Origin of the sequence: Pantoea sp. EKM10T (genome assembly GCF_011800685.1) — a bacterium.
GTDB lineage: Bacteria > Pseudomonadota > Gammaproteobacteria > Enterobacterales > Enterobacteriaceae > Pantoea > Pantoea agglomerans.
On sequence record NZ_JAALEU010000001.1, the window covers coordinates 42,985 to 66,770 of the forward strand.

The following is a 23,786-nucleotide window of genomic DNA, read 5'->3' on the forward strand; positions in this document are numbered from 1 at the left end:
ACGATAATAAAACTGGAGTGTAATAATGAACAACATCACGAAAAAAAGCCTGATTGCAGCGGGCGTTTTCGCCGCAGTGAGTGCGCTGGCAGGGAATGCGGCTTTCGCAGCAACGGTGCCTGCGGGCGTTGAGCTGGCCGCAAAACAGGAGCTGGTTCGCGGCAATGGCGATGAAGTGCAGTCGCTCGATCCGCACAAAATTGAAGGTGTGCCGGAAGATAACGTGGCGCGTGATCTTTACGAAGGTCTGCTGGTCAATGACAGCAACGGTAAACCGATCCCGGCCGTAGCGGAAAGTTATGAAAATAAAGATTTCAAAGTGTGGACTTTCCACCTGCGCAAAAATGCCAAATGGTCCAATGGCGAGCCGGTCACCGCGCAGGACTTCGTCTACAGCTGGGAGCGTCTGGTCGATCCTAAAACCGCGTCACCTTACGCCAGCTATCCGCAATATGGTCATATCCTGAACGTCGATGACATCATTGCCGGTAAAAAGCCCATTACCGATCTGGGCGTCAAAGCCATTGATGATCACACGCTGGAAGTCACCCTGAGTGAGCCGGTTCCCTATTTTGATAAGCTGCTGATTAACTCCGTCATGTCACCGGTTTACAAACCGGCGATTGAGAAATTTGGCGATCAGTGGACGCAGCCGCAGAACTGGGTCGGCAACGGTGCCTTTAAGCTTGAAGCGCACGTGATTAACGAACGTATCACCCTGGTGCGTAACCCGAACTACTGGGACAATGAGCATACGGTGCTGAACAAAGTCACCTTCCTGCCGATCAGTTCAGAAGTCAGTGACGTTAACCGCTACTTCTCCGAGAACGGCAGCGACATGACCTATAACAACCTGCCGATTGAGCTGTTTAAAAAGCTGCAGCGTGACAACGGTAAAGAGCTGCACGTCGATCCATATCTCTGCACCTATTACTACGAAATCAACAACCAGAAAGCGCCATTCACCGATCCGCGCGTGCGCGCTGCCCTGAAGCTGGGTCTGGATCGTGACATCATGGTGAATAAAGTGCTGGCGCAGGGCCAGAAACCTGCCTATAGCTACACGCCACCAGCGACCGACGGCATGGACATTCTGCCGCCAGACTGGTTCAAATGGTCACAGGACAAGCGTAATGCCGAGGCGAAAAAGCTGCTGGCCGAAGCGGGCTACACCGCCGACAAACCGCTGACCTTTAACCTGCTCTATAACACCTCCGATCTGCACAAGAAGCTGGCAATTGCCGCCTCGTCGATCTGGAAGAAAAATATCGGCGTGAACATCAAGCTGGAAAACCAGGAGTGGAAAACCTTCCTGGATACCCGTCATCAGGGTAACTACGATGTTTCCCGTGCGGCATGGTGTGCGGACTACAATGAACCGACTTCCTTCCTGAACACCATGCTGTCCAACAGCAGCAGTAACACCTCGCACTATAAGAGCGATGCGTTTGACAAAGTGATTCGCGACGCGATTAAGGCCCCGGATGCTAAAGCCCGTGCAGCTGACTATCAGCAGGCCGAGCAGATCATGGATAAAGACAGCACCATCGTCCCGGTTTACTACTACGTGAACACCCGTCTGGTGAAACCTTATGTCGGCGGTTATACCGGTAAAGATCCACTGGATAAAACGCTCGATAAAAACTTCTACATCATCAAACACTAATAGCATTCAGGCTATCAGCAGTGGCGGCGCGTCTGGCGCCGCCTTTTAATTTTTTTTATATGTTGTGAAGCAACAGCCTGGTAGGTACGGCAATGTTAAAATTCATCCTGCGTCGCTTGCTTGAAGCGCTCCCGACGCTGTTCGTCCTGATTACCATCTCCTTCTTTATGATGCGACTGGCACCCGGCAGCCCGTTTACTGGCGAGCGCACCCTGGCACCGGAAGTGATGGCCAACATTGAGGCGAAATATCACCTCAACGATCCTATCGGTAAGCAGTATGTCGATTACCTGGTGCAGCTGGCGCACGGCGACTTCGGCCCATCCTTTAAATACAAAGATTATTCGGTCAACTACCTGGTCGCGCATGCGTTCCCGGTCTCGGCCAAACTCGGCCTGGCCGCGTTTCTGCTGGCGGTGGTACTTGGCGTCACGGCCGGAGTTATCGCTGCGCTCAAACAGAACAGCTTGTGGGATTTTGCGGTGATGGGGGTGGCAATGACCGGCGTGGTGATACCCAGCTTCGTGGTCGCGCCGTTGCTGGTTCTGCTGTTCGCCATCACCCTGAAGTGGCTGCCGGGCGGCGGCTGGAACGGCGGGCAGTGGAACTACATGCTGCTGCCGATGGTGGCGCTGTCGCTGGCTTACATCGCCAGTATCGCGCGTATCACCCGTGGATCGATGATTGAAGTGATGCACTCCAACTTTATCCGCACCGCGCGCGCCAAAGGCTTACCGCTGCGCCGCATTGTAATGCGTCATGCACTGAAACCGGCGTTGCTGCCGGTGATCTCCTACATGGGACCGGCATTTGTCGGCATCATCACCGGGTCGATGGTGATTGAGTCGATCTACGGTCTGCCGGGCATCGGTCAGCTGTTTGTGAACGGCGCCCTGAACCGTGACTACTCACTGGTGATGAGCCTGACCATTCTGGTGGGTTTGCTGACCATCGTATTCAACGCGATTGTTGACGTGCTCTATGCCGTTATCGATCCCAAAATTCGTTACTGATTGCGGAGTTCGCCATGATGTTAAGTAAGAAAAACAGCGAAGCTCTTGATGCGTTCAGTGAGAAGCTGGAAGTAGAAGGGCGTAGTCTCTGGCAGGACGCGCGTCGTCGTTTTATTCATAACCGCGCTGCCTCCATCAGCCTGCTGGTGCTGTTCCTGATCACCCTGTTCGTGATCTTTGCGCCGATGCTGGCGCAGTTCACCTACGACGATACCGACTGGGCCATGATGTCCTCGCCGCCCGATACCACCTCTGGTCACTGGTTCGGCACTGATTCTTCGGGTCGTGACCTGCTGGTGCGAGTGGCTATCGGTGGCCGCATCTCGCTGATGGTGGGCGTGGCTTCTGCGCTGATCGCGGTGATTGTCGGGACGCTCTATGGCTCGATTGCTGGCTATCTCGGCGGCAAAACAGACTCGGTGATGATGCGTATTCTGGAAATCCTTAACTCCTTCCCGTTTATGTTCTTCGTGATCCTGCTGGTGACCTTTTTTGGTCGCAATATCCTGCTGATTTTTGCTGCTATCGGCATGGTTTCGTGGCTCGATATGGCGCGTATTGTGCGTGGCCAGACGCTGAGCCTGAAGCGCAAAGAGTTTATCGAAGCGGCCCATGTGGGCGGGGTATCGACCTGGAAAATCGTGGTGCGCCATATCGTGCCGAACGTGCTGGGCGTGGTAGTGGTTTACGCCTCGCTGCTGGTGCCGAGCATGATCCTGTTTGAATCCTTCCTGAGCTTCCTGGGCCTGGGTACGCAGGAGCCGCTGAGTAGCTGGGGCGCACTCCTCAGCGACGGGGCAAACTCGATGGAAGTGTCGCCGTGGCTGCTGCTCTATCCGGCAGGTTTCCTGGTAGTCACGCTGTTCTGTTTCAACTTTATCGGCGATGGCCTGCGTGATGCCCTCGACCCGAAAGATCGTTAAGGAGTTTCCCGATGACTATTCATGAATTCCAGCCAGCAATGGCGGCCCGCGCGGGAAGCGAACAGCTACTTACGGTCAAAGATTTACGCGTTACCTTTGGCACGCACGATGGTGATGTTACCGCCGTTAACGACCTGAACTTCTCGCTGCGCGCCGGTGAGACGCTGGGCATTGTCGGTGAGTCCGGTTCCGGCAAATCACAAACCGCCTTTGCCCTGATGGGGCTGCTGGCGAAAAATGGCCGCATTGGCGGTTCGGCGATGTTCAATGGCAAAGAGATCCTGAATCTGCCCGAGAACAAGCTCAATAAACTGCGCGCCGAACAGATTGCGATGATTTTCCAGGACCCGATGACCTCGCTGAACCCCTATATGCGGGTGGGCGAGCAGCTGATGGAAGTGCTTAAGCTGCATAAAGGGATGAACAACGCGCAGGCGTTTGAAGAGTCGGTGAGAATGCTGGATGCGGTGAAAATGCCGGAAGCGCGCAAGCGGATGAAGATGTATCCGCATGAGTTCTCCGGCGGTATGCGTCAGCGCGTCATGATCGCCATGGCGCTGCTGTGTCGTCCCAAACTGCTGATTGCCGACGAGCCGACCACTGCGCTGGATGTTACCGTCCAGGCGCAGATTATGACGCTGCTCAACGACCTCAAGCGCGAGTTCAACACCGCCATTATCATGATCACCCACGATCTGGGTGTGGTGGCGGGGATCTGCGACAAAGTGCTGGTGATGTATGCCGGACGCACCATGGAGTATGGCCGTGCCCGCGATGTCTTTTATCAGCCGTCACATCCTTACTCGATTGGTCTGCTTAATGCGGTGCCGCGTCTGGATGCGGAAGGGGAAAGTCTGACGACGATTCCGGGTAATCCACCCAACCTGCTGCGTCTGCCGCAGGGCTGCCCGTTCCAGCCGCGTTGTCCGCACGCTATGGATATCTGCACCCAGGCACCACCGCTGGAACCCTTTGGCGAAGGCCGTCTGCGCGCCTGCTTTAAGCCGGTGGAGGAGTTAGTATGAGCACCGTAGCTGAAAAAAGAGTGTTGCTGGAAATCGCCGACCTCAAGGTGCATTTCGACATCAAAGATGGCAGGCAGTGGTTCTGGCAGCCATCAAAAACCCTGAAAGCAGTCGATGGGGTCAGCCTGCGTCTGTATGAGGGGGAAACCCTGGGCGTGGTAGGCGAGTCTGGCTGTGGTAAATCGACCCTGGCGCGCGCCATTATCGGGCTGGTGAAGGCGACCGAAGGTCGGGTCGCCTGGTTAGGCCGTGATCTGCTGGGGCAAAGTGAAGAGGAGTGGCGCAAGGCGCGAAGCGATATCCAGATGATATTCCAGGATCCGCTGGCGTCGCTGAACCCGCGTATGACCATCGGCGATATTATCGCAGAGCCACTGCGTACCTATCATCCAAAAATGGCGCGTCAGGAAGTGAAAGACCGCGTTAAAAATATGATGATGAAGGTGGGGCTGCTGCCTAACCTGATTAACCGCTATCCGCACGAGTTCTCGGGCGGTCAGTGTCAGCGTATCGGTATCGCCCGCGCGCTGATTCTGGAGCCAAAGCTGATTATCTGTGATGAGCCGGTCTCCGCACTGGACGTCTCAATTCAGGCCCAGGTGGTTAACCTGCTGCAGCAGCTGCAGCGTGAAATGGGCTTATCGCTGATCTTCATTGCGCACGATCTGGCGGTGGTGAAACATATCTCTGACCGGGTGCTGGTAATGTATCTGGGGCATGCGGTGGAGCTGGGTACCTACAAAGAGGTCTACAGCAATCCTCAGCATCCTTATACCCGTGCGCTGATGTCCGCGGTGCCGATTCCCGATCCGGACAAGGAGAAGAACAAGCAGATTCAGCTGCTGGAAGGGGAGCTGCCGTCGCCGATCAATCCGCCATCAGGCTGCGTGTTCCGCACCCGTTGTCCGATTGCCGGTCCGGAGTGTGCGAAAACCCGGCCGCTGCTGGAAGGCAGCTTCAATCACGCGGTCTCCTGTCTGAAAGTCGACCCGCTATAATGCAAAACGCCGGGCAATCGCCCGGCGTTTTCTTATCAAATCTGACGCTTACTCACGCCACAGGATATGACAGAGTTTGTGGTCTTTCTCGCGGCACAGCAGCACGCGAGCAAAGACGTCGGTGATCGGTTCACCGTCCGCTTCACCCAGCCCAATCACCACCTCGGCGAAGAAGTCCGGGTTCAGATCGAAATCGACATGATCTTTCCAGTCTTCAGAGGGATCGAACAGCTCTGCGCCACCGCGCTCTTCGAACTGCAGATTGAAGAGAATGACGTCTGCCGGATCAAGATTGTCGACTGCCAGTTCGAGAAAAATATCGTAGGCTTGTTCCAGCGTTTCATCTTCGGTAAGGCGATTATTTAAATCCATAGTCTGTCCTGTCGGCCTGCGGCCATTTACACAATCTGGCTCGTTTTACAGTAAAGGACTGAAGAAGTAAAACAGTCGTTCGACGATGCGTTGCCACCAGGCACGTTTTGCCCAGCGCTTGCCATCCAGCAGGCGGGAACGGGCGATATAGTCATCCTGCACACAGGCGAGATCGCTGCCAAAACCCGCATCATCAACCACCAGCGTCACTTCAAAATTCAGCCATAAACTGCGCATATCGAGATTCACGGTTCCCACCAGGCTCAGTTGTCCGTCGACCAGCACGCTTTTGGTGTGCAGCAGGCCATCTTCAAACTGATAAATTTTCACGCCCGCTTCCAGCAACTCACTGAAGAAGGAGCGGCTGGCCCAGCCAACCAGCAGCGAGTCATTGTGACGAGGCACAATCACGCTGACATTGACGCCACGCTGCGCCGCCGTACAGATAGCATGCAGCAGATCGTCGCTCGGCACTAAGTAGGGCGTGGTCATGATCAACTGTTCACGTGCCGAATAGACCGCAGTCAGCAGCGCCTGATGGATCATATCTTCCGGGAAGCCGGGACCGGAGGCGATCACCTGCACGGTGTGGCCGCTCTCCTGTTCAAACGGCATAATGTTGCGATCGGGCGGCGGCGGTAAAATGCGTTTGCCGGTCTCTATCTCCCAGTCGCAGCTGAAAACAATCCCCATCGCGGTGGCAACCGGGCCTTCCATTCGCGCCATCAGGTCAATCCACTGACCGACACCCGCGCTCTGTTTGAAGAAGCGCGGATCGACCAGGTTCATGCTGCCGGTATAAGCGATGTAGTTATCAATGAGTACGATTTTGCGGTGCTGACGCAGATCCATCCGTCGCAGGAAGACGCGCAGCAGGCTGACCTGTAACGCTTCCACCACATCGATTCCGGCATTGCGCATCATGCCGACCCAGGGGCTGCGGAAAAAGGTAACACTGCCCGCAGAGTCGAGCAGCAGACGGCAATGAACGCCCCGGCGTGATGCGGCCATCAGCGATTCCGCCACTTCATCCGCCAGACCGCCGGGATGCCATATATAGAACACCATCTCAATGTTGTGGCGGGCCAGCTGGATATCACGAATCAACGCCTGCATCACGTCGTCGGCGCTGGTGAGCAGCTGCAGCTGGTTGCCCTTGACCCCGGCGATGCCCTGACGATGGTAGCAAAGCTCAAACAGCGAACGCGCAACGTCGCTGTGTTCAGTGGCAAAAATTTCACGGCACTGCTTAAGGTCAGTAAGCCAGCGGGCAGTGGATGGCCACATGGTGCGGGCGCGCTCCGCACGACGTTTACCCAGATGGAGTTCGCCAAAAGAGAGATAAGCGATAATCCCTACCAGCGGCAGAATATAGATAACCAGTAGCCAGGCCATCGCGGATGTCACTGCCCGTCGCTTCATCAACACGCGCAGCGTAACCCCGGCGATCAGCAGCCAGTAACCAAACACCAGCAACCAGCTGATCAGGGTATAAAAAGTGGTCATAAAGTGGACATCCCGTTCGCGCTTTCGTCCGGCAAGTTTACGTGCAGATGACGGCTAACGGAACCCTTTATCCCGGACATCCTCGATGAAGGATCCGATTTGGCATTACCGCAGAGATCTCTATAATGCCCTCGCGTATATCTCGTGTGTATGACGTCAGAGAGGAAGTGATGAAACGAAGCAGAAATGAAGTGGCGCGCTGGAGAATGTTACGGCAGGTGCATCGCCGCCGCTCACGCTGGCTGGAAGGGCAGTCGCGGCGGTATAAGCGTATCCACTGCATTCGCCATCAGCTGGCACAACAGCAGCGTCGTTCGATTCTGTTTATTACGCAGATAATATAGCGAAAGCCCGGTGAATTCAGCCTGTCGGACAAAGCAGGCTATTCAGACTTCAAATCAGGCTTCAAAAAAAACCGATTCTGCCATCGCCCGTCGCGCTATCAGGTGCTCCTGATGCGACGCGCCACGATCGCTGACTTCGCGCATCAGACATTCCATTGAGCTGCCCAGCTCACTCGGCCTGTGGTAACCCACACGATCGTACCATTCGTAAGACCACTGACGCGATTTACGCTGATAATAGACAGTGAGCCACACTGAGCAATTAGCAGGGTAACCACTCATTACTTCTATTTTGGGGTCAACAATAGAAAGGAGCCGGGATAACAGCGGGTCGAGCAATGTAAGGGACTGGCCAGAATAAGTTTTATGCATAATGTGCCCGCGACTGTGCTGTGCATCCATTCAGAGGTTCAACTCACAAGGGGTAAATGTAGACAGCTCTGCGAGATAATTCCTCTTTAATACTAAAAAAAGGGCGGAAAGATCATATTTTAATAGTAAAACAGGTCATGCAGGCGCGGACTAAAGAGGGAATATTAACAGGATAAAAACCGCAGGCTAACAAGTTGTACAACTTTACAATGTTGTAATGTGCTGTTATTTATGAGTTTATTGTCATTAAAACGTGACGATCTGATTTTTTAAGCTAAATATCTGTACAGATAGCTCGTTGTTGTATAACTTTATCGCATCGGTTATTAATCTTAAATGAATCCTATGAGGGTCAACCATGCAGACTAACGTTCGTATTCCCGCTTCAGTCTCTGACATCTCCGCCTATTTACACAGCGCCGCGCAGCCCTCACAACAGGCCATTCTTGGCTCCGTCGTGACGGAAATTATCAGTTCGGGTCGTAGTCTGAATCGTAAAGCGATCTGCTCAAAACTGATCGGCCGCTTACAGCATGTCACCAGCCCGGAAGAAGAACAGCACTATCATGCGCTGATTGGCCTGATTCTGGATCGCGGTTAACTCATCGCTGAAAATAGCCAGTGGCGGGATATTAAAGAGAGCGTGTATTACTGAAAGACCAGGCCGGTGTACTACCGGTTTATTATCAATGTCGTTCAGAACAACGCTTTAATTTATTAAGATCAATTGGTCGCTGCGTTTATTCGCGAGGCAGAATATTCAGACCGGCCGGTTGCTGCGACAGAGAGTGATGTGCTGCTCTGTCGCAATGAAACCTCAGGTCTGATTAACCAGCGAGACGTTGTGTCGTCATCATCAGCGTTACGTTCACCAGCTGCAGTGCCGCCGCCAGCACGATCAGCATGACAATCCACTGCTTTTTATTACGCCAGCCCTGAGTTCGCCAGAGATAAACCGCGCTGCCGATCAGTAAAGCGATAATGGCCAGTAGCCCCAGAATGATTATCTGCATCTTTCCTCTCTTGAACGATCAAAATAAAAATGGCTTCTGTGCCAGGCACAGAAGCCATTTTCAATGCTGAGTCACGATCAGAAGACGCGTTTAAACGGCTTAACCGAAACCTGCTTATAGACGCCCGCGGCGAAGTAGGGATCATCCTGTGCCCAGGATTGTGCTTCTTCTAATGACGGGAATTCAGCAATCACGGTTGAGCCGGTAAAGCCCGCTACACCAGGATCGTTGCTGTCGACAGCAGGCATCGGGCCTGCAATGATCAGGCGTCCCTCTTCCTGCAGCAGTTTGAGCCGTGCCAGATGGGCAGGGCGCACGGCGTTACGTTTTTCCAGTGAATCTGCAGTATCTTCTGCATAAATGACGTAAAGCACTAAGGAACTCCCATTAACCAGAATTTCGCAACACGTTAAGGGATTGCCCCTCAGAGTGCAAACGAAACCTCAGAGTGGTGAATGGCTCAGCATAAAGGGCTAAAAAGCGCTTTTCTTCAGGCGGGATGGCGGGAGTTATTGAAACTGATTGCTATTTGCATTTAAAATCGCTGCTTCATTCAATCACTGCGACTGTTATGACCACGCTGACTATGCCATTACCTAAACGCACGCCTGTCTCCATGTTGTTGTCTGTTGCTTTGCATGGGGCCGTGATAGCCGGAATTCTGTATGCTTCATTCCAGCAGGTGATTGAGGTGCCCAAAGCGTCGCAGCCCATCAGCGTTACCATGGTCGCCCCTGAAGTCCAGCCTGAGCCTGCACCGGCCATCGTGGAGCCGCCTGCACCACAGCCAGAACCTCAGCCAGAACCTGAACCGGTGCCGGAACCTCAGCCCGTGCCCGAACCGCCGAAAGCGGAGCCGGTGCCGATTCCCAAACCTGAGCCTAAGCCAAAGCCCAAACCGAAACCAGAGCACAAGCGGGAGCAGCCTAAACGCGAGGTGAAGCCGCGTCAGGAGAGCAAACCGCAGGCCGATCCGTTTAAGCAGGAAGCCCCGGCGACGCAGAACAAACCGACCACGGCGCCAAAATCTACGCCGTCACCCACCTCATCGGCCTCAACCGGCCCAAAAGCACTGAACGTCAGTAAACCTGGCTATCCACAACGCGCATTTGCACTGCGTGTAGAGGGGCGGGTACGGGTGAAGTTTGATGTGGACAGTGAGGGACGGGTGGATAACATCCAGATCCTCTCTGCTGAGCCGCGCAATATGTTTGAGCGTGAAGTTAAGCAGGCGATGAAAAAGTGGCGCTATCAGAGCGGACGGCCAGGGCAGGGTCTGACCATGAATATCGTGTTTAAGATTAATGGTGGGGCCAGCATAGAATAAAGCGTCAGGTCAGGCTGAAACAGCCTGACCTGTTTTTCATTCGCCGGGTTGCTGGTTAGCGCGACCGGCTGGCAGAGGACGGGAATTACCCTCATTGTCGACCGCCACATAAATAAACACCGCTTCCGTCGCAATGTAAGTTTGTCCAATCGGCTCAGACGACACTTTTTTGATCCACACTTCCACATTAATCGTCATGGAACTGTTGCCGGTACGAAGACAGCTCGCATGGCAGCTCACCACATCGCCCACCGCGACGGGCTTCATAAATGACATGCCGTCGACGCGAACCGTCACCACGCGTCCTTCAGCGATCTCTTTCGCCAGGATAGCGCCACCCATATCCATCTGTGACATCAGCCAGCCACCAAAAATATCGCCGTTGGCGTTGGTATCTGCTGGCATGGCGAGCGTACGCAGCACCATTTCGCCTTTCGGCAATTTATGTTTTTCGCCCATTGCTTCCACTTCTATGCAGGTGAATGCTAAAAAAATGCCCGGCGGACCGGGCAGATGATTATTTTTGTTCCTGCTGCGGCATCTGTCGCCAGATGTAAAGCCCGCTGAGCAGGGTAAACAGTAAGGTCAGACCGGAGAGACCGAACACTTTAAAGTTAACCCAAAACGCCTGAGATAACCAAAAGGCGACATAGATGTTTACCAGGCCGCAGATAAAGAAGAACAGCGCCCAGGCAACGTTGAGCCGGCGCCAGACCGCGTCGGGCAGCTGCAGCTCTTTGCCCAGCATGCGCTGAATCAGCGTCTGCTCCATAAACCACTGGCTGTAGAGCAGGGCGGCGGCAAACAGGCTGTAGATAACCGTGACTTTCCACTTAATGAACTCATCGTTGTGGAACACCAGCGTCAGGGTGCCAAAAACCGCCACCAGCACAAAGGTGAAAATCGTCATCTTTTCCAGCTTGCGATAGAGCACCCAGCTGACAACCAGCGCCAGACCGGTCGCGACAATCAGCGCGCCCGAGGCGACAAAAATGTCATACAGCTTGTAGAAGATGAAAAAGACCACCAGGGGAAGAAAGTCGAGTAGCTGCTTCATAGTTTTTCCATTCAGAGTTGGCTGCAAATGTGCCCGAAGGCACATCGTCAATCAACGTAACAGCATATAGAGCCGATAAAGATAGATAATCAACATCGCCGAAACCACATTGCCTGCCGCAGTGAAAATCACCGACGAGACATTCAGCGGTAAAACCGTCAGCGAAGAGAAGAACAGCATCACCACCACTTTGGCCAGCAGCCAGAGCAGAATAGCGGGGGCAATCAGCTTCACATTCTTCCACGCCATCCGCATGCTGGCCCGCATGGCGGCAAAGACACCCATCTTCTCACTGGCCACCATCACCGGAGCCAGCGACAGCAGAATCGTCAGCAGAATGCCTGGCACCACCAGCACCATAAAGCCCAGTTGCGCCACCAGCGTCATCAGGAAGGTGAGCAGCAGCAGCTTTGGCAGCAGCGGCGCTGAAGCACCAATCGCCCGCAACGCACTGACACGCTGGCCGGAAGAGACCATCGGGATCAGATAGAGCATTCCGCCAAGCAGCAGCGTGTTCCCCATCAGCGCAGCGAAGGTGCTGGCCGCCGAGGCGCGCAGCAGCACCTGCTGCTGTTCCGGTGACATATTCTGCACCATCTCAAACAGCGAACCGGCGCTATCGTCACCCTGTTGCAGGAGGGCCATCTGATCGGCACCTGGCGTCAGCACATGCACCAGCATGACGGTGATAAAAGCGGCCAGCAGCGACATCAACAGCACCGTAGCCAGTTGATGGCGCGCGAAATTTCCTGTGTCACGGTATAACGAGCTTGCCGTGATAGACATGTACACTCCTTTGAGGAACCGGGTTAATTAACCCGGCGATTGTACATGTTCTGGCAGCTCGCTGGCACCCGCTGCGGCATAACTTTCTGTCATGACAGGTAAAGATGGAGAAAAAAGGGCGGGAAGACCATATCTGGCGCGGGCGCGATCGCAGGCTTCATTGTGGATACCGGCTTCGCCCGACATCGAAAACTCCCGACAGGGCGACGGACGTTGTTCGTAAATTCCGCAGGAGACACAGCCGCCAATGTCGCCCTCAAGGGCAACGCAGCGCGGCGCGCGATCGTTCGTTCCACGCATATTGCGCATTAACAGGCTGAGCGGTTCGGTTAATGCGGTCGGCACCGGGCCGCCGGCATCATCGGCTTCGGCCCAGTAAAATGAGACGCGGAAATGGGCGCAGCAGGCGCCACAGCTGACACAAGGGTTAGTTATTTCACTCATTTGATCACCCGCCCCTCCCAGGGCATCGAACCAAAATCACCAGAGAAGATAAGCAAAATAGGCCTGGCGAAATTATTCAGCAAGGGGAATTTTGCTGCGACAGCCTGAACCGAAATTGATCTAAATCAATTCATTGTTTTTTAAGTAATTTATCTGAAGGGTACAGAGTGCAATTTTCTGTAAATCACGTTAAATATTTGCCAGCAAAAAGCGATGACGTTCGCGACATTCACATTAAGCAAAGGAGTGATGATGAAACTGGCAAAATGCGCGATGCTGCTGGCTCTGGCTTTTCCCCAACTGTCGATGGCCCACGAAGCAGGCGACTTCTTTATGCGTGCCGGTAGTGCCACCGTCCGGCCCACCGAAGGTTCCGATAATGTGTTAGGGATGGGCGAGTTCAGCGCATCCAACGACACGCAGCTGGGCCTGACCTTTACTTACATGGCAACCGACAACATTGGTGTCGAATTACTGGCCGCCACACCGTTCCGTCACAAAGTGGGCCTGGGCCCGACCGGAACACTGGCAACAGTACGCCAGTTACCGCCTACGCTGATGGCGCAGTACTACTTCTTTGACAGCAAGAGCAAAGCGCGTCCTTACGTTGGCGTGGGTATCAACTACACCACCTTTTACGATGCCGATTTCAATCAAACGGGCCGCGATGCGGGCCTGACCGATCTCAGCGTGAAGGATTCCTGGGGTGTGGCGGGTCAGGTCGGTCTGGATTATCAGATTAACCGTGACTGGATGCTGAATGCGTCGGTGTGGTACATGGATATTGATACGGAAGTGAAGTTTAAAGCGGGTGGCGAGCAGCAGAATATCAATATGCGCATCGATCCCTGGGTCTTCTTCTTCGGAGCGGGTTACCGTTTCTGAGGATAAAGATAATAAAAAAGCCGCTGAATCAGCGGCCTTTTTTGTCTGTTAAGACGTTATTTGATCTGCATATTGTTAACAACGGACTTCACGCCCGCCACGCTGCGCGTAACCTGAACGGCACGGTTAGCCATCTGTGGTGATGAAACAAAACCGCTCAGCTGAACTTTACCTTTGAAGGTTTCTACGTTGATTTCAGTTGATTTCAGCGAGTCATCTTTCAGCAGTTCACCTTTAACTTTTGTGGTCACCACGGTGTCATCAATATAGCCACCGGTTCCCTCTTTGGTTGCGGTTGGCGCACAGGCGCTCAGTGTCAGCGCAACCACGCCCGCCAGTACAGCACCTGTCAGCAGTTTAACGAATTTCATTGCTTTCTCTCCCTGTCACAAAATGGATGCGACGTTACCGTAACGGCGCATTGTCATTGTGGTGCAGATTTTGCAAAAAGGGCAAATGGGGGAATGAAAAAAAAGGAAACAAATCATGCCTTATCGCGCGATAAGGCATGCTGGCAGGATTAACGGCTGGCGGCTTTAAGACGGCTGACAAAGTTCTTCAGCTCGCTCAGCATCACCTCAGGCTCTGAATGATGTTTTTCGATGATTCTGACAATCGCAGAGCCGGAGATCGCGCCCGCAGCGCCCGCGGCGATCGCTTCCTTAACCTGTTCAGGCTCAGAGATACCAAAGCCCTGCAGCGGCGGGGCTGCATGGTATTCACGCAGCTTGTCGATCAGATGCTGCAACGGCAGGCTGGCGCGGTTTTCAGCACCGGTCACGCCCGCGCGCGACAGCAGGTAGGTGTAACCCCGTCCGTGTGAAGCGATCTCGCGCAGCAGCTCATCGCTGGCGTTAGGCGGACAGATGAAGATGGGTGCTATGCCATGACGCAGCGCCGCCTGACGGAAGGGCGCGGACTCTTCAACGGGCACATCCGCCACCAGCACCGAATCCACACCCGCCTCTGCACAACGGGCATAGAACTCATCCACACCGTTGGTGAAGACCAGATTGGCGTACATCAGCAATCCAATCGGCAGATCCGGATACTTACGGCGGATAGTGGCCAGCATTTCAAAGCATTGGCTGGTGTTGGTGCCCGCCGCAAAGGCGCGTAACGTCGCATTCTGGATGGTCGGGCCATCTGCAAGGGGATCGGAAAAGGGAATACCCAGCTCCAGTGCATCCGCGCCTCCTTCAACCAGGGCATCAATCACACGCAGTGAAAGCTCCGGTGACGGATCGCCCAGCGTAACAAAAGGAACGAAAGCCCCTTCGTTATTCGCTGACAGACGCGTAAACAGTTGATTGTAACGTTCCATCAGATTTCTCCCTGCGCTGTCAAAATGTCATGAACGGTGAAAATATCTTTGTCGCCGCGGCCAGAGAGGTTGACCACAATCAACTGCTCTTTTTCCGGCTCGGCCTGAATCATCTTCATGGCGTGCGCCAGGGCGTGGGATGACTCCAGCGCCGGAATGATACCTTCATCGCGACAGAGCTGTTTAAAGGCGGCCAGCGCTTCGTTATCGGTGATGGAGACATATTCCGCACGACCAATGCTGTTCAGGTGAGCATGCTGCGGGCCTACAGACGGGAAGTCGAGGCCGGCAGAGATGGAGTAAGACTCCTCAATCTGGCCATCATGGGTCTGCATCATCGGCGATTTCATACCGAAGTAGATGCCGACGCGACCGTGCTTGAGCGGCGCGCCATGCTCGCCGGTCTCAATGCCGTGGCCCGCAGGCTCTACGCCGATCAGCTTCACGCTGGTCTCATCGATAAAGTCGGCAAACATGCCGATGGCGTTGGAGCCGCCGCCCACACAGGCGAGGATCGCATCGGGCAGGCGACCCTCTCTTTCCAGAATCTGCTTCTTAGTCTCTTCGCCAATCATGCGCTGGAACTCACGCACAATCGTCGGGAAGGGATGCGGACCCGCCGCGGTGCCGAGCATATAGTGTGATGTCTCGTAGCTGCCAGACCAGTCGCGCAGCGCTTCGTTACAGGCATCTTTCAGCGTGGCGGAGCCGCTGTGCACTGGGATCACTTCTGCGCCCATCAGACGCATACGGAAGACGTTGGGTGACTGACGCTCCACATCTTTTGCGCCCATGTAGATGCGGCATTTCATGCCCAGCAGCGCACAGGCCAGCGCTGAAGCCACGCCGTGCTGACCCGCACCGGTTTCGGCAATGATTTCGTTTTTGCCCATGCGTTTTGCTAATAACGCCTGACCCAGCACCTGGTTGGTCTTGTGCGCGCCACCGTGCAGCAGATCTTCACGCTTAAGATAGAGGCGGGTTTTGGTGCCTTTAGTCAGATTTTTGCACAGCGTCAGGGCGGTAGGGCGACCCGCATAGTTCTTCAGCAGGTCGGTAAACTCGGCCTGAAACTCAGGATCTTTCTGGGCGTCGACAAACGCCTGTTCCAGCTGGCGCAGGGCTGGCATCAGGATTTGCGGAACATACATTCCGCCAAATTCGCCAAAGTAGGGATTAAGTAACGTCATTTTTTATCTTCCTTTCTCGGGCCCGCCGTTGAGCAGGCCAGGCAAATCAGTAGGCTCGCAGTGTCTGAAACACAGCGGCAATTTTACGGGCATCTTTGATGCCAGGCGCGCTTTCCACGCCAGAGTTGAAGTCCAGTCCGGCACAGCCGAGCTGTGCGGCTTCAACACAGTTATCCGCGCTCAGGCCACCGGCCAGCAGCACGTTGTTGAGCGTCTGTCCCTGCAACAGTGACCAGTCGAAACGCTGTCCGGTCCCGCCGTCGCCATTATCAAACACATAACGGTCAACATGAGGCCAGTCGCGCGCCGGCAAGGTGCCTTCAATGCGCAGCGCCTTCCAGATTTGAATCTCTGCTGGCAGAGCCGCACGCAGTTCAGCCACAAACGCCGGCGTCTCGTTGCCATGCAGCTGCACCGCAGAGAGTGAAAGCGCACCGGCTTGCGTGACAATGTCACTCATAGCAGCATTGCGGAACACGCCGACGTAGCGCAGCGGGGCCGCAGCGATAACGGTCTGCGCCGTAGCGGTGTCAATCTGGCGCGGGGAACCTTCCGCGAAGATCAGACCACCATAGATTGCCCCGGCTTCATAGGCGGCGCGCGCATCTTCGGCACGGGTCAGGCCGCACACTTTATTGCTGCCCAGCGTGACCCGACGCACCGCTGCGGTCAGGTCGGCTTCTTCCATCAGTGCAGAACCAATCAGGAAGCCGTTGGCAAAGTGGCTCAGCTCGCGAATATCGGCATAGCTGTTAATGCCTGATTCGCTGATTACCGTGACGCCGTGCGACAGGCGCGGTGCCAGCTGACGCGTGCGGTTAAGATCGATAGAGAGGTCACGCAGATCGCGGTTGTTGATACCCACGACTTTGGCCTGCAGCGCGATAGCCCGCTCCAGTTCCTCTTCATTACTTACTTCAGTCAGAATGCCCATCTTCAGGCTGTGCGCCACGGCGGCCAGCTGACGATACTGCTCATCATCCAGCACTGACAGCATCAGCAGAATCGCATCCGCCTGGTAGTAACGTGCCAGATAGATCTGATAAGGGTCGATGATAAAATCTTTGCACAGTACCGGCTGGGTGATGGCCGCGCTGACAATCGGCAGAAAGGCGAAGTCGCCCTGAAAATATTTCTCATCGGTCAGCACAGACACCGCGGAAGCGTAGTGGCGGTAGACTCCGGCAATGGCGGCTGGATCGAAATCCTCACGAATAATGCCTTTCGAGGGAGAGGCCTTTTTACACTCCAGGATAAACGCGGTTCTTGCACCCTGCAGCGCGTCGTAGAAATGACGGCTGGCGGGTTCAATGCTGTTCTGAAAGGTAGAGAGAGGCTGCTGCTGCTGACGGGCTTCAACCCAAATCGCTTTGTCCTGAACAATTTTTTCTAACACGGTGCCTTTCATGATTATCCTCTTGCTGCCAGTGCGACGACACGCTCATAAGCCTGTCCGCTGCGGATGGCGTTAAGCGCCTGCTGTGCGTTTTCACGCAGATCTTCCTGACCGAATACTTTAAGCAACATCGCCACGTTGACGGCGACGGCCTCCTCATGGGCCTGCTGGCCATTACCCTGGAGTAAAGAGGTCAGAATGTCACGATTTTCTTCCGGCGTGCCGCCCGCCAGCGCCTCTTTGGGATGGAAGCCAAAACCAAAGTCCTCTGGCGAGAGCTGATAGCGCGTAATTTCACCTTCACGCAGTTCGGCCACATGGGTTACATCGTGCAGCGCCACCTCATCCATTCCGCCACCGTGAACCACCGCCGCGCGCTGATAACCCAGCACTTTCAGCGTCTGAGCAATCGGCATCACCAGTTCCGGGCTGTAAACACCAATCACTGCCAGTGGCGGGCGTGCCGGGTTGATCAGCGGGCCCAGCACGTTAAACAGCGTACGGGTCTTAAGCTGCTGGCGGACCGGCATCGCGTGGCGAAAACCGGTGTGATACTGCGGCGCAAACAGGAAGCAGACATTCAGATCGTCCAGCGCCTGGCGCGCCCGGTCAGCGGGCATATCGAGATTGATGCCAAAGGCGGCCAGCAGATCGGAGGAGCCCGATTTGCTGGAGACGCTGCGGTTACCGTGCTTCGCCACTTTCAGACCGCAGGTCGCGGCGACAAAGGCGCTGGCAGTCGAGATATTAATGCTGTTACTGCCATCGCCGCCGGTGCCCACAATGTCCGCAAACGCATAATCAGGGCGGGGAAAAGGTTTGGCATCTTCCAGCAGCGCGGTGGCGGCTCCGGCGATCTCTTCCGGCGTTTCACCGCGCACCTTCATGGCGATCAGCGCGGCAGCGAGCTGCGTTGGCTCCAGCTGTCCGGTAATGATGGCGCTGAACAGCTGATGACTCTCAGCCTGATTCAGCGTCTGCGCCTGGTAAAGTTTTTCCAGTGTCTGTTGCATGTTTATTCTCCCTGTTACTTCGCCAGCGCCCAGGCCAGCGTCTGCTCAAGCAGGCGCGCACCCTGAGAAGTCAAAATCGATTCAGGATGGAACTGAAACCCGCATACGCGATCGGTTTCATGGCGAACGGCCATCACCATCCCGTTGTAACTGGCGTTCACCGTCAGCTCATCCGGCGTGTTGCTGCCCACCAGCGAGTGATAGCGCGCCACCGGCAGCGGATTGCTCAGACCGGCAAACATCGCCTCGCCGTCATGGTCGATTGAAGAGGCTTTGCCGTGCAGGATCTCGCCTGCCTGGCCCACATGGCCGCCATAGGCTTCGACAATCGCCTGGTGACCCAGACAGATACCGATAATTGGCAGACGACCACGCAGCACCCGCAGCAGCTCCGGCATACAGCCAGCATCTTTTGGCGCGCCGGGACCGGGAGAGAGCATCAGCACCGGGTTCTCCATCCGCTGCAGCTGTTCAATAAGCAGTTCGGCAGGCAGATTGTTGCGGTAAATCACCACGTTGTGACCAAAGGTCCGCAGCTGATCAACCAGGTTATAGGTAAAAGAGTCGATGTTATCGAGCAGCAGAATATCGGCCATCAGAAGATCTCCTTGCAGTGATGGGCAGTCGCGATAGCGCGCAGTACGGCGCGCGCTTTGTTACGGCTTTCATCAGCTTCAGCCTGCGGATTAGAATCCAGCACCACACCGGCGCCAGCCTGAACGGTGGCGACGCCATCTTCTACATAGGCGGAGCGGATAACGATACAGGTATCGAGATCGCCCTGGGCGGTGAAGTAGCCCACCGCGCCGCCGTAGCTGCCGCGACGGGTGCGTTCAGCCCCGGCAATCAACTGCATGGCGCGAACTTTTGGTGCTCCGCTCAGCGTGCCCATGTTCATACAGGCACGATAAGCGTGCAGCACATCGAGGTCCGCGCGCAGCGTACCCACCACGCGGGAAACCAGATGCATCACAAACGAGTAGCGGTCGACTTTGGTCAGGTCAGCCACGTAACGGCTGCCGGGCACGCAGATACGCGCCAGATCGTTACGCGCCAGATCCACCAGCATCAGATGCTCAGCCAGCTCTTTATGGTCGGTACGCATCTCCAGCTCAATGCGGCTGTCGAGATCGCGGTCCAGTGAGCCATCAGCATGGCGGCCACGCGGGCGGGTACCGGCAATCGGGTAGATCTCAATCTGACGGGAGGTGGCGTCATACTTCAGCGAACTCTCCGGCGACGCGCCAAACAGGGAGAAATCCTGATCCTGCATGAAAAACATATAGGGGCTGGGATTGCTGTTTTTCAGTGTCTCATAAGCAGCCAGCGGCGACGGGCACGGCAGCGAGAAGCGACGTGACGGCACGACCTGGAAAATTTCGCCGATACGAACCGCCTGCTGAAGTGTGCGTACTACGTCGCAATACTCTTCATCACTCTGGCTGGTGGTCAGCGTCATCTGTTCAACCGGCTGGACCGGCAGAGCCGGTGCCGGCTGCAGCATCTGGCCGTGCAACTGCTCGATGCGGCGCTGCAGGCGCTGGAACTCGCTGGTGGACGGGCAGAACAGGCTGGCCTGCAGACGCGCACTGCGGGTCTGGTGATCGATTACCAGTAAGGTTTCTGCCAGGTAAAAACAGTAGTCGGGGCAGCGTTGCTGATTATCCAGCTCCGGCAGGGTTTCAAAACCGGCAACCAGATCATAAGCAAACAGGCCACCCAGCAGCACGGCTTCGCGCTCATCGGCAGGGGAGTTGACCAGTTGTGGAATCAGACGCAAAGCATCAAACACCGACAGTGCCTTGAGGCGGGAATCTTCATCCTGCTGATGGTCGGTGCTCTGCGGGAAAGTCAGTTCACGTCCATCGGGACGAACCTGATTGCTGACCGACGCAGGCAGGGCCTCATCCAGCAGCGGCAGCAGGGCGCGGCCATTTTCTGACAACGCCTGAACGGTGACATTGTTGCCCATTGCGCTGACGCGCAGCGCGCTGTCGACAATCAGCAGGCTTTTTAAGTTGCGTTTGCTGTCGATGTCAGCGGATTCAAGCAGCAGGGTTGCCGGACGTGCGCCGCACAGTTGGTGAAACACTGCGGCCGGATCTTCGCGGTAGGGTGCGGTGCCGGTAATCAACTTCACTGTAGGTTTCGCATTTGGCATGATGATTTCTCTGAATTTCGCTCAAAAAAAAGCCCGCTCGGTGGCGGGCTCAGGTATTAGCACAGCGTTTACGCAAAGTGTGCACGACCCTGTCGCCCGTTTTCGGGAACATTGCGCCAACCGTTTAAATGCGTGATTACAACAGCCATGATTGAATACCCGTTACGTGTGAACTTGTGTACTAGTTAACGGGTTCAGAGCGGAAATGTCAATACACTTTTTCACTGACCGTGAAAATCGTTATCATGCTGGCCGGTTTAGTTTTTGCAGGAGTTCTCTTGAGCGATATCGCCCGTTTCCCGGTTTATGATTTACACAGCCACACGCGTGCCTCCGATGGCTTACTGACCCCAGCCGCCCTGGTGCAGCGAGCGGTTGAGATGCGCGTCGGCGTACTGGCGATCACCGATCACGACAGCGTTGCAGGGGTTGATGAAGCGCAGCAAACGGCAATCGATTACGATTTACCGATAAAAGTGCTGGCGGGCGCAGAAATCTCCACCCTGTGGGAAAACCATGAGATTCACATCGTGGGACTGAACATTGATATCCGCCATCCGGCGATGGTGGCGTTTCTGGCCGGACAACATGCCTGTCGGCAAGCACGTGCAGAAGAGATTGGTGAGCGACTGGCGAAGGCACGTATCCCGGATGCCCTAGCGGGAGCGACGCGACTGGCTGATGGCGGCATCATTACCCGCGGTCACTTTGCCCGCTTCCTTATTGAGCAGGGTAAAGCAGAGAATATGGCGCAGGTGTTCAAAAATTATCTGGCGCGTGGCAAAACCGGTTACGTGCCGCCACAATGGTGTACAATTAAACAAGCTATTGATGCTATTCATCATTCTGGTGGCTGCGCCGTGCTGGCGCATCCTGGCCGTTACGGTTTATCGGCAAAGTGGCTCAAACGGCTGGTCGCCCATTTCCGCGAAGCGGGCGGTGATGCGATGGAAGTCGCGCAGTGCCAGCAGCCGCCTAATGAGCGCACGACGCTGGCGCAATACGCCAGAGATAATGAACTGGCCGCATCACAAGGTTCTGATTTTCATCAACCCTGTCCGTGGATTGAACTGGGCCGCAAACTCTGGCTGCCCGCGGCGGTTGAGCCGGTCTGGGAGCGCTTCCCGGATCTGGCTCCCAGCCTGGCAATCACGGAAAGGTGACACGAGGTTTCTATGAGTCAATTGTTTCATATTCATCCGGACAACCCGCAGCCTCGCCTGATTAATCAGGCGGTTGACTACCTGAACAAAGGCAGCGTCATTGTTTATCCAACCGATTCCGGCTATGCGCTGGGCTGTCGGCTGGAGGAGAAGGGCGCGATGGAGCGTATCTGTCGTATCCGTCAGCTCGACGGGCACCACAACTTTACCCTGATGTGCCGGGATCTCTCTGAGCTGTCGGTCTATTCGCAGGTGGGCAACTCAGCGTTTCGCCTGCTGAAAAACAACACGCCAGGCAACTACACCTTTATTCTCAAGGCGACCAAAGAGGTGCCGCGCCGCCTGATGAATGAAAAACGTAAGACCATTGGTCTGCGCGTGCCCTCTAATCCCGTGGCGCTGGCGCTGCTGGAAGCACTGAATCAGCCGATGATGTCGACCTCATTAATTCTGCCGGGCAACGATTTCACCGAGTCCGATCCGGAAGAGATCCAGCACAGCATCGGCAAGCTGGTCGATCTGATTATCGACGGCGGCACGCTGGGCCAGCAGCCGACCACGGTGGTCGATCTGACCACCGATGCGCCGGAAATTGTGCGTGAAGGGGTGGGCGATACCCGCCCGTTCCTGTAAGCCCTCAGGCTCAGGCACCGCGTGTCGGTGTCTGGGCCAGATTCGACTCTAACCAGCTTTTGAACTGGCCGTAAGGAATATAAAGTGACACATCTTTCAGGATCACTTTGTTATTACGCCCATTTTTAATCGAGTCAGAATAGCCAACAATCACGCCGCCCAGCGTATCATCACGGTTATAAACGCCGCCGCCCGACATCCCCTGAACAACACCTGCATTGGAGGCCATGGCTATACAGGGACTTTTATTCCAGTTATTCCGAATAGCCGTACGGGCTAAATTAACTCCGGTCGATTCAACCGGCATCGCTGAAATAAAACTGTAGCCATACATTTTAACCGGATCGCCGATGTCGCTGCTGCGGAACTTAGTCAGCGTGCTGGCGTCATTCTTGTGATAAATAATCGCAAGGTCGCAATAAGGGTGATAAGACTTGACGCGCTGCACGGCAGTTTTGGCAACGTGCGCAGCTGTCAGGCTATATTCAGGCGTCAGAGGAATGCTGGTGCCCAGTGTGCCGAGACCGAGGATCGTCGGAATGCCAGTCACGCTCATATCTACGTGCTGCATCGCCGTACGACTGTACTCAGTATGGCCCACAGAACACCCGCTCAGCACCAGTGCAGCAAGCACCGGGCACAGCAACAGGTTTTTCATGATGGGTTTCTTTATTCAGGCATGTCGGGAAATCCCTGGTGAAGATTTTTGACATGCAAGCAAGGTTCATCACTGAACCGTATTAACGCAACAACTCCGGATGCGCCGGTTTATTGGATTAATCTAAAAAGACTATTTTTATAAACGAATAACAAAAGCCGGACTTCATTGTTGCAAGACCCCTCTGTCGTGAGTCCTGCTTTTTATTGTGCTACAGGAATAAAGTATATCAGCTTAATAGTGTCGTACAATTTATTAAAGCTAATAAGAATCAAATGTCCTTGAAAATAAGGCCTTAAATAAATCTGCGTTAAGAAAAATCTGGCTTTTTTGTATTTACCGAGCGGTTATAATGGATTAAGTCATTAAAACAGTTGTTTGTGCTGACTTTGATGTTTTTTTAAGAAGAATAAAAGCAAGGGAAAACCAGCGAAAGTGTAAGATAGTGTTAAGGTTTTTATCACCAGAACATTACGTTGATGAAACTGAAGTGGTTAGAAAATTTAATTGTCATCAG

General features: G+C 54.8%; 26 protein-coding genes, 1 pseudogene and 1 other annotated feature. Of the genes and pseudogenes, 11 read left to right on the plus strand and 16 right to left on the minus strand.

The features are described 5' to 3' along the window. The first annotated feature begins 25 nt into the window (after positions 1 to 25). The 5 genes from oppA to oppF all read left to right on the plus strand — a co-directional run bounded on the left by oppA (position 26) and on the right by oppF (position 5,625). On the plus strand, positions 26 to 1,666 hold the full coding sequence (oppA, locus tag HFD95_RS00195) for an oligopeptide ABC transporter substrate-binding protein OppA (RefSeq protein WP_033757856.1): 1,641 nt from the start codon (positions 26 to 28) through the stop codon (positions 1,664 to 1,666). Positions 1,667 to 1,758: 92 nt separating this feature from the next. After that, positions 1,759 to 2,679 carry an oligopeptide ABC transporter permease OppB gene (gene oppB / locus HFD95_RS00200; RefSeq protein WP_010244379.1) on the plus strand — a complete coding sequence of 307 codons (921 nt, stop codon included), beginning with the start codon at positions 1,759 to 1,761 and terminating at the stop codon, positions 2,677 to 2,679. Between the two features lie 14 nt (positions 2,680 to 2,693). Next, the gene (oppC, locus tag HFD95_RS00205) at positions 2,694 to 3,602 is read left to right on the plus strand and encodes an oligopeptide ABC transporter permease OppC (protein ID WP_010244382.1); all 909 of its coding nucleotides are present in this window, start codon (positions 2,694 to 2,696) and stop codon (positions 3,600 to 3,602) included. A gap of 11 nt (positions 3,603 to 3,613) precedes the next feature. After that, a complete protein-coding gene (locus HFD95_RS00210; protein WP_010244386.1) occupies positions 3,614 to 4,627 on the plus strand; it encodes an ABC transporter ATP-binding protein in 1,014 nt (337 codons plus the stop codon). Then, positions 4,624 to 5,625 (plus strand): murein tripeptide/oligopeptide ABC transporter ATP binding protein OppF, encoded by a 1,002-nt coding sequence (gene oppF, locus HFD95_RS00215; protein ID WP_010244389.1) that lies wholly within the window; start codon positions 4,624 to 4,626, stop codon positions 5,623 to 5,625. Before HFD95_RS00210 ends, oppF begins: the two co-directional genes overlap by 4 nt. 48 nt (positions 5,626 to 5,673) lie before the next feature. On the opposite strand, the gene HFD95_RS00220 is transcribed toward oppF, so the two are convergent. Further along, the gene (locus tag HFD95_RS00220; RefSeq protein WP_003853921.1) at positions 5,674 to 5,997 is read right to left on the minus strand and encodes an HI1450 family dsDNA-mimic protein; all 324 of its coding nucleotides are present in this window, start codon (positions 5,995 to 5,997) and stop codon (positions 5,674 to 5,676) included. Between the two features lie 45 nt (positions 5,998 to 6,042). After that, positions 6,043 to 7,503, minus strand: coding sequence for a cardiolipin synthase (cls, locus tag HFD95_RS00225; RefSeq protein WP_010244396.1), 1,461 nt, complete (start codon positions 7,501 to 7,503; stop codon positions 6,043 to 6,045). A 170-nt stretch (positions 7,504 to 7,673) separates the two neighbouring features. On the opposite strand from cls, the gene HFD95_RS00230 reads away from it, so the two are divergent. Beyond that, positions 7,674 to 7,847, plus strand: a complete 174-nt coding sequence (locus HFD95_RS00230; protein ID WP_003853917.1) for a YciY family protein — start codon at positions 7,674 to 7,676, stop codon at positions 7,845 to 7,847. Between the two features lie 54 nt (positions 7,848 to 7,901). Here the strand turns inward: HFD95_RS00230 and HFD95_RS00235 are convergent, their stop codons facing one another. After that, positions 7,902 to 8,129: a hypothetical protein gene (locus tag HFD95_RS00235; protein WP_231631310.1), complete on the minus strand. Its 228-nt coding sequence runs from the start codon at positions 8,127 to 8,129 to the stop codon at positions 7,902 to 7,904. Positions 8,130 to 8,577: 448 nt separating this feature from the next. Here HFD95_RS00235 and ycgZ point away from each other — a divergent pair, with 448 nt between their 5' ends. Continuing rightward, positions 8,578 to 8,820, plus strand: coding sequence for a regulatory protein YcgZ (ycgZ, locus tag HFD95_RS00240; RefSeq protein WP_010244401.1), 243 nt, complete (start codon positions 8,578 to 8,580; stop codon positions 8,818 to 8,820). A 226-nt stretch (positions 8,821 to 9,046) separates the two neighbouring features. Here ycgZ and HFD95_RS00245 read toward each other — a convergent pair whose 3' ends face one another. Together HFD95_RS00245 and HFD95_RS00250 are read right to left on the minus strand one after the other, a co-directional pair. Beyond that, positions 9,047 to 9,232: a hypothetical protein gene (locus HFD95_RS00245; protein ID WP_010670260.1), complete on the minus strand. Its 186-nt coding sequence runs from the start codon at positions 9,230 to 9,232 to the stop codon at positions 9,047 to 9,049. Positions 9,233 to 9,309: 77 nt separating this feature from the next. Then, a complete protein-coding gene (locus HFD95_RS00250) occupies positions 9,310 to 9,606 on the minus strand; it encodes a YciI family protein (protein ID WP_010244407.1) in 297 nt (98 codons plus the stop codon). A gap of 197 nt (positions 9,607 to 9,803) precedes the next feature. Here HFD95_RS00250 and tonB point away from each other — a divergent pair, with 197 nt between their 5' ends. After that, positions 9,804 to 10,559, plus strand: coding sequence for a TonB system transport protein TonB (gene tonB, locus HFD95_RS00255; RefSeq protein ID WP_029519101.1), 756 nt, complete (start codon positions 9,804 to 9,806; stop codon positions 10,557 to 10,559). 36 nt (positions 10,560 to 10,595) lie between these two features. On the opposite strand, the gene yciA is transcribed toward tonB, so the two are convergent. Genes yciA through HFD95_RS00275 form a run of 4 tightly spaced genes read right to left on the minus strand, consistent with a single transcriptional unit; the run spans position 10,596 to position 12,846 of the window. Beyond that, entirely contained in the window at positions 10,596 to 11,018 is a 423-nt protein-coding gene (gene yciA / locus HFD95_RS00260; protein WP_010670258.1) for an acyl-CoA thioester hydrolase YciA, read from the minus strand. Between the two features lie 58 nt (positions 11,019 to 11,076). Beyond that, positions 11,077 to 11,616, minus strand: a complete 540-nt coding sequence (locus HFD95_RS00265; protein WP_010244416.1) for a septation protein A — start codon at positions 11,614 to 11,616, stop codon at positions 11,077 to 11,079. Between the two features lie 51 nt (positions 11,617 to 11,667). Next, a complete protein-coding gene (locus HFD95_RS00270) occupies positions 11,668 to 12,402 on the minus strand; it encodes a YciC family protein (RefSeq protein ID WP_010244420.1) in 735 nt (244 codons plus the stop codon). 27 nt (positions 12,403 to 12,429) lie between these two features. Next, positions 12,430 to 12,846 (minus strand): YkgJ family cysteine cluster protein, encoded by a 417-nt coding sequence (locus HFD95_RS00275; protein WP_167429688.1) that lies wholly within the window; start codon positions 12,844 to 12,846, stop codon positions 12,430 to 12,432. A gap of 249 nt (positions 12,847 to 13,095) precedes the next feature. Between HFD95_RS00275 and ompW the strand changes: the two genes are divergently transcribed. Then, positions 13,096 to 13,731 (plus strand): outer membrane protein OmpW, encoded by a 636-nt coding sequence (gene ompW, locus HFD95_RS00280; protein ID WP_029519099.1) that lies wholly within the window; start codon positions 13,096 to 13,098, stop codon positions 13,729 to 13,731. Between the two features lie 56 nt (positions 13,732 to 13,787). Here the strand turns inward: ompW and HFD95_RS00285 are convergent, their stop codons facing one another. The 6 genes and pseudogenes from HFD95_RS00285 to HFD95_RS00315 all read right to left on the minus strand — a co-directional run bounded on the left by HFD95_RS00285 (position 13,788) and on the right by HFD95_RS00315 (position 20,815). Beyond that, a complete protein-coding gene (locus HFD95_RS00285; protein WP_010244430.1) occupies positions 13,788 to 14,102 on the minus strand; it encodes a BON domain-containing protein in 315 nt (104 codons plus the stop codon). Between the two features lie 149 nt (positions 14,103 to 14,251). Continuing rightward, on the minus strand, positions 14,252 to 15,055 hold the full coding sequence (trpA, locus tag HFD95_RS00290) for a tryptophan synthase subunit alpha (RefSeq protein ID WP_010244433.1): 804 nt from the start codon (positions 15,053 to 15,055) through the stop codon (positions 14,252 to 14,254). Further along, complete coding sequence (trpB, locus tag HFD95_RS00295) at positions 15,055 to 16,245, minus strand: tryptophan synthase subunit beta (protein ID WP_010244436.1); 1,191 nt, start codon at positions 16,243 to 16,245, stop codon at positions 15,055 to 15,057. Before trpB ends, trpA begins: the two co-directional genes overlap by 1 nt. A 46-nt stretch (positions 16,246 to 16,291) precedes the next feature. Next, positions 16,292 to 17,653 carry a bifunctional indole-3-glycerol-phosphate synthase TrpC/phosphoribosylanthranilate isomerase TrpF gene (trpCF, locus tag HFD95_RS00300; RefSeq protein ID WP_010244438.1) on the minus strand — a complete coding sequence of 454 codons (1,362 nt, stop codon included), beginning with the start codon at positions 17,651 to 17,653 and terminating at the stop codon, positions 16,292 to 16,294. Between the two features lie 2 nt (positions 17,654 to 17,655). Next, positions 17,656 to 19,250, minus strand: a pseudogene (gene trpD / locus HFD95_RS22005) (bifunctional anthranilate synthase glutamate amidotransferase component TrpG/anthranilate phosphoribosyltransferase TrpD). Next, complete coding sequence (locus HFD95_RS00315) at positions 19,250 to 20,815, minus strand: anthranilate synthase component 1 (protein ID WP_010670253.1); 1,566 nt, start codon at positions 20,813 to 20,815, stop codon at positions 19,250 to 19,252. Before HFD95_RS00315 ends, trpD begins: the two are co-directional and overlap by 1 nt. Before the next feature lie 23 nt (positions 20,816 to 20,838). Continuing rightward, positions 20,839 to 20,940, minus strand: a sequence feature (Trp leader region). A 120-nt stretch (positions 20,941 to 21,060) separates the two neighbouring features. Between HFD95_RS00315 and HFD95_RS00320 the strand changes: the two genes are divergently transcribed. Both HFD95_RS00320 and HFD95_RS00325 read left to right on the plus strand, forming a co-directional pair. After that, the gene (locus HFD95_RS00320) at positions 21,061 to 21,978 is read left to right on the plus strand and encodes a PHP domain-containing protein (RefSeq protein ID WP_181955249.1); all 918 of its coding nucleotides are present in this window, start codon (positions 21,061 to 21,063) and stop codon (positions 21,976 to 21,978) included. A gap of 12 nt (positions 21,979 to 21,990) precedes the next feature. Beyond that, entirely contained in the window at positions 21,991 to 22,611 is a 621-nt protein-coding gene (locus HFD95_RS00325) for an L-threonylcarbamoyladenylate synthase (RefSeq protein WP_003853883.1), read from the plus strand. Between the two features lie 10 nt (positions 22,612 to 22,621). Here the strand turns inward: HFD95_RS00325 and HFD95_RS00330 are convergent, their stop codons facing one another. Next, on the minus strand, positions 22,622 to 23,269 hold the full coding sequence (locus HFD95_RS00330; RefSeq protein WP_010244455.1) for a hypothetical protein: 648 nt from the start codon (positions 23,267 to 23,269) through the stop codon (positions 22,622 to 22,624). Between the last annotated feature and the right edge of the window lie 517 nt (positions 23,270 to 23,786).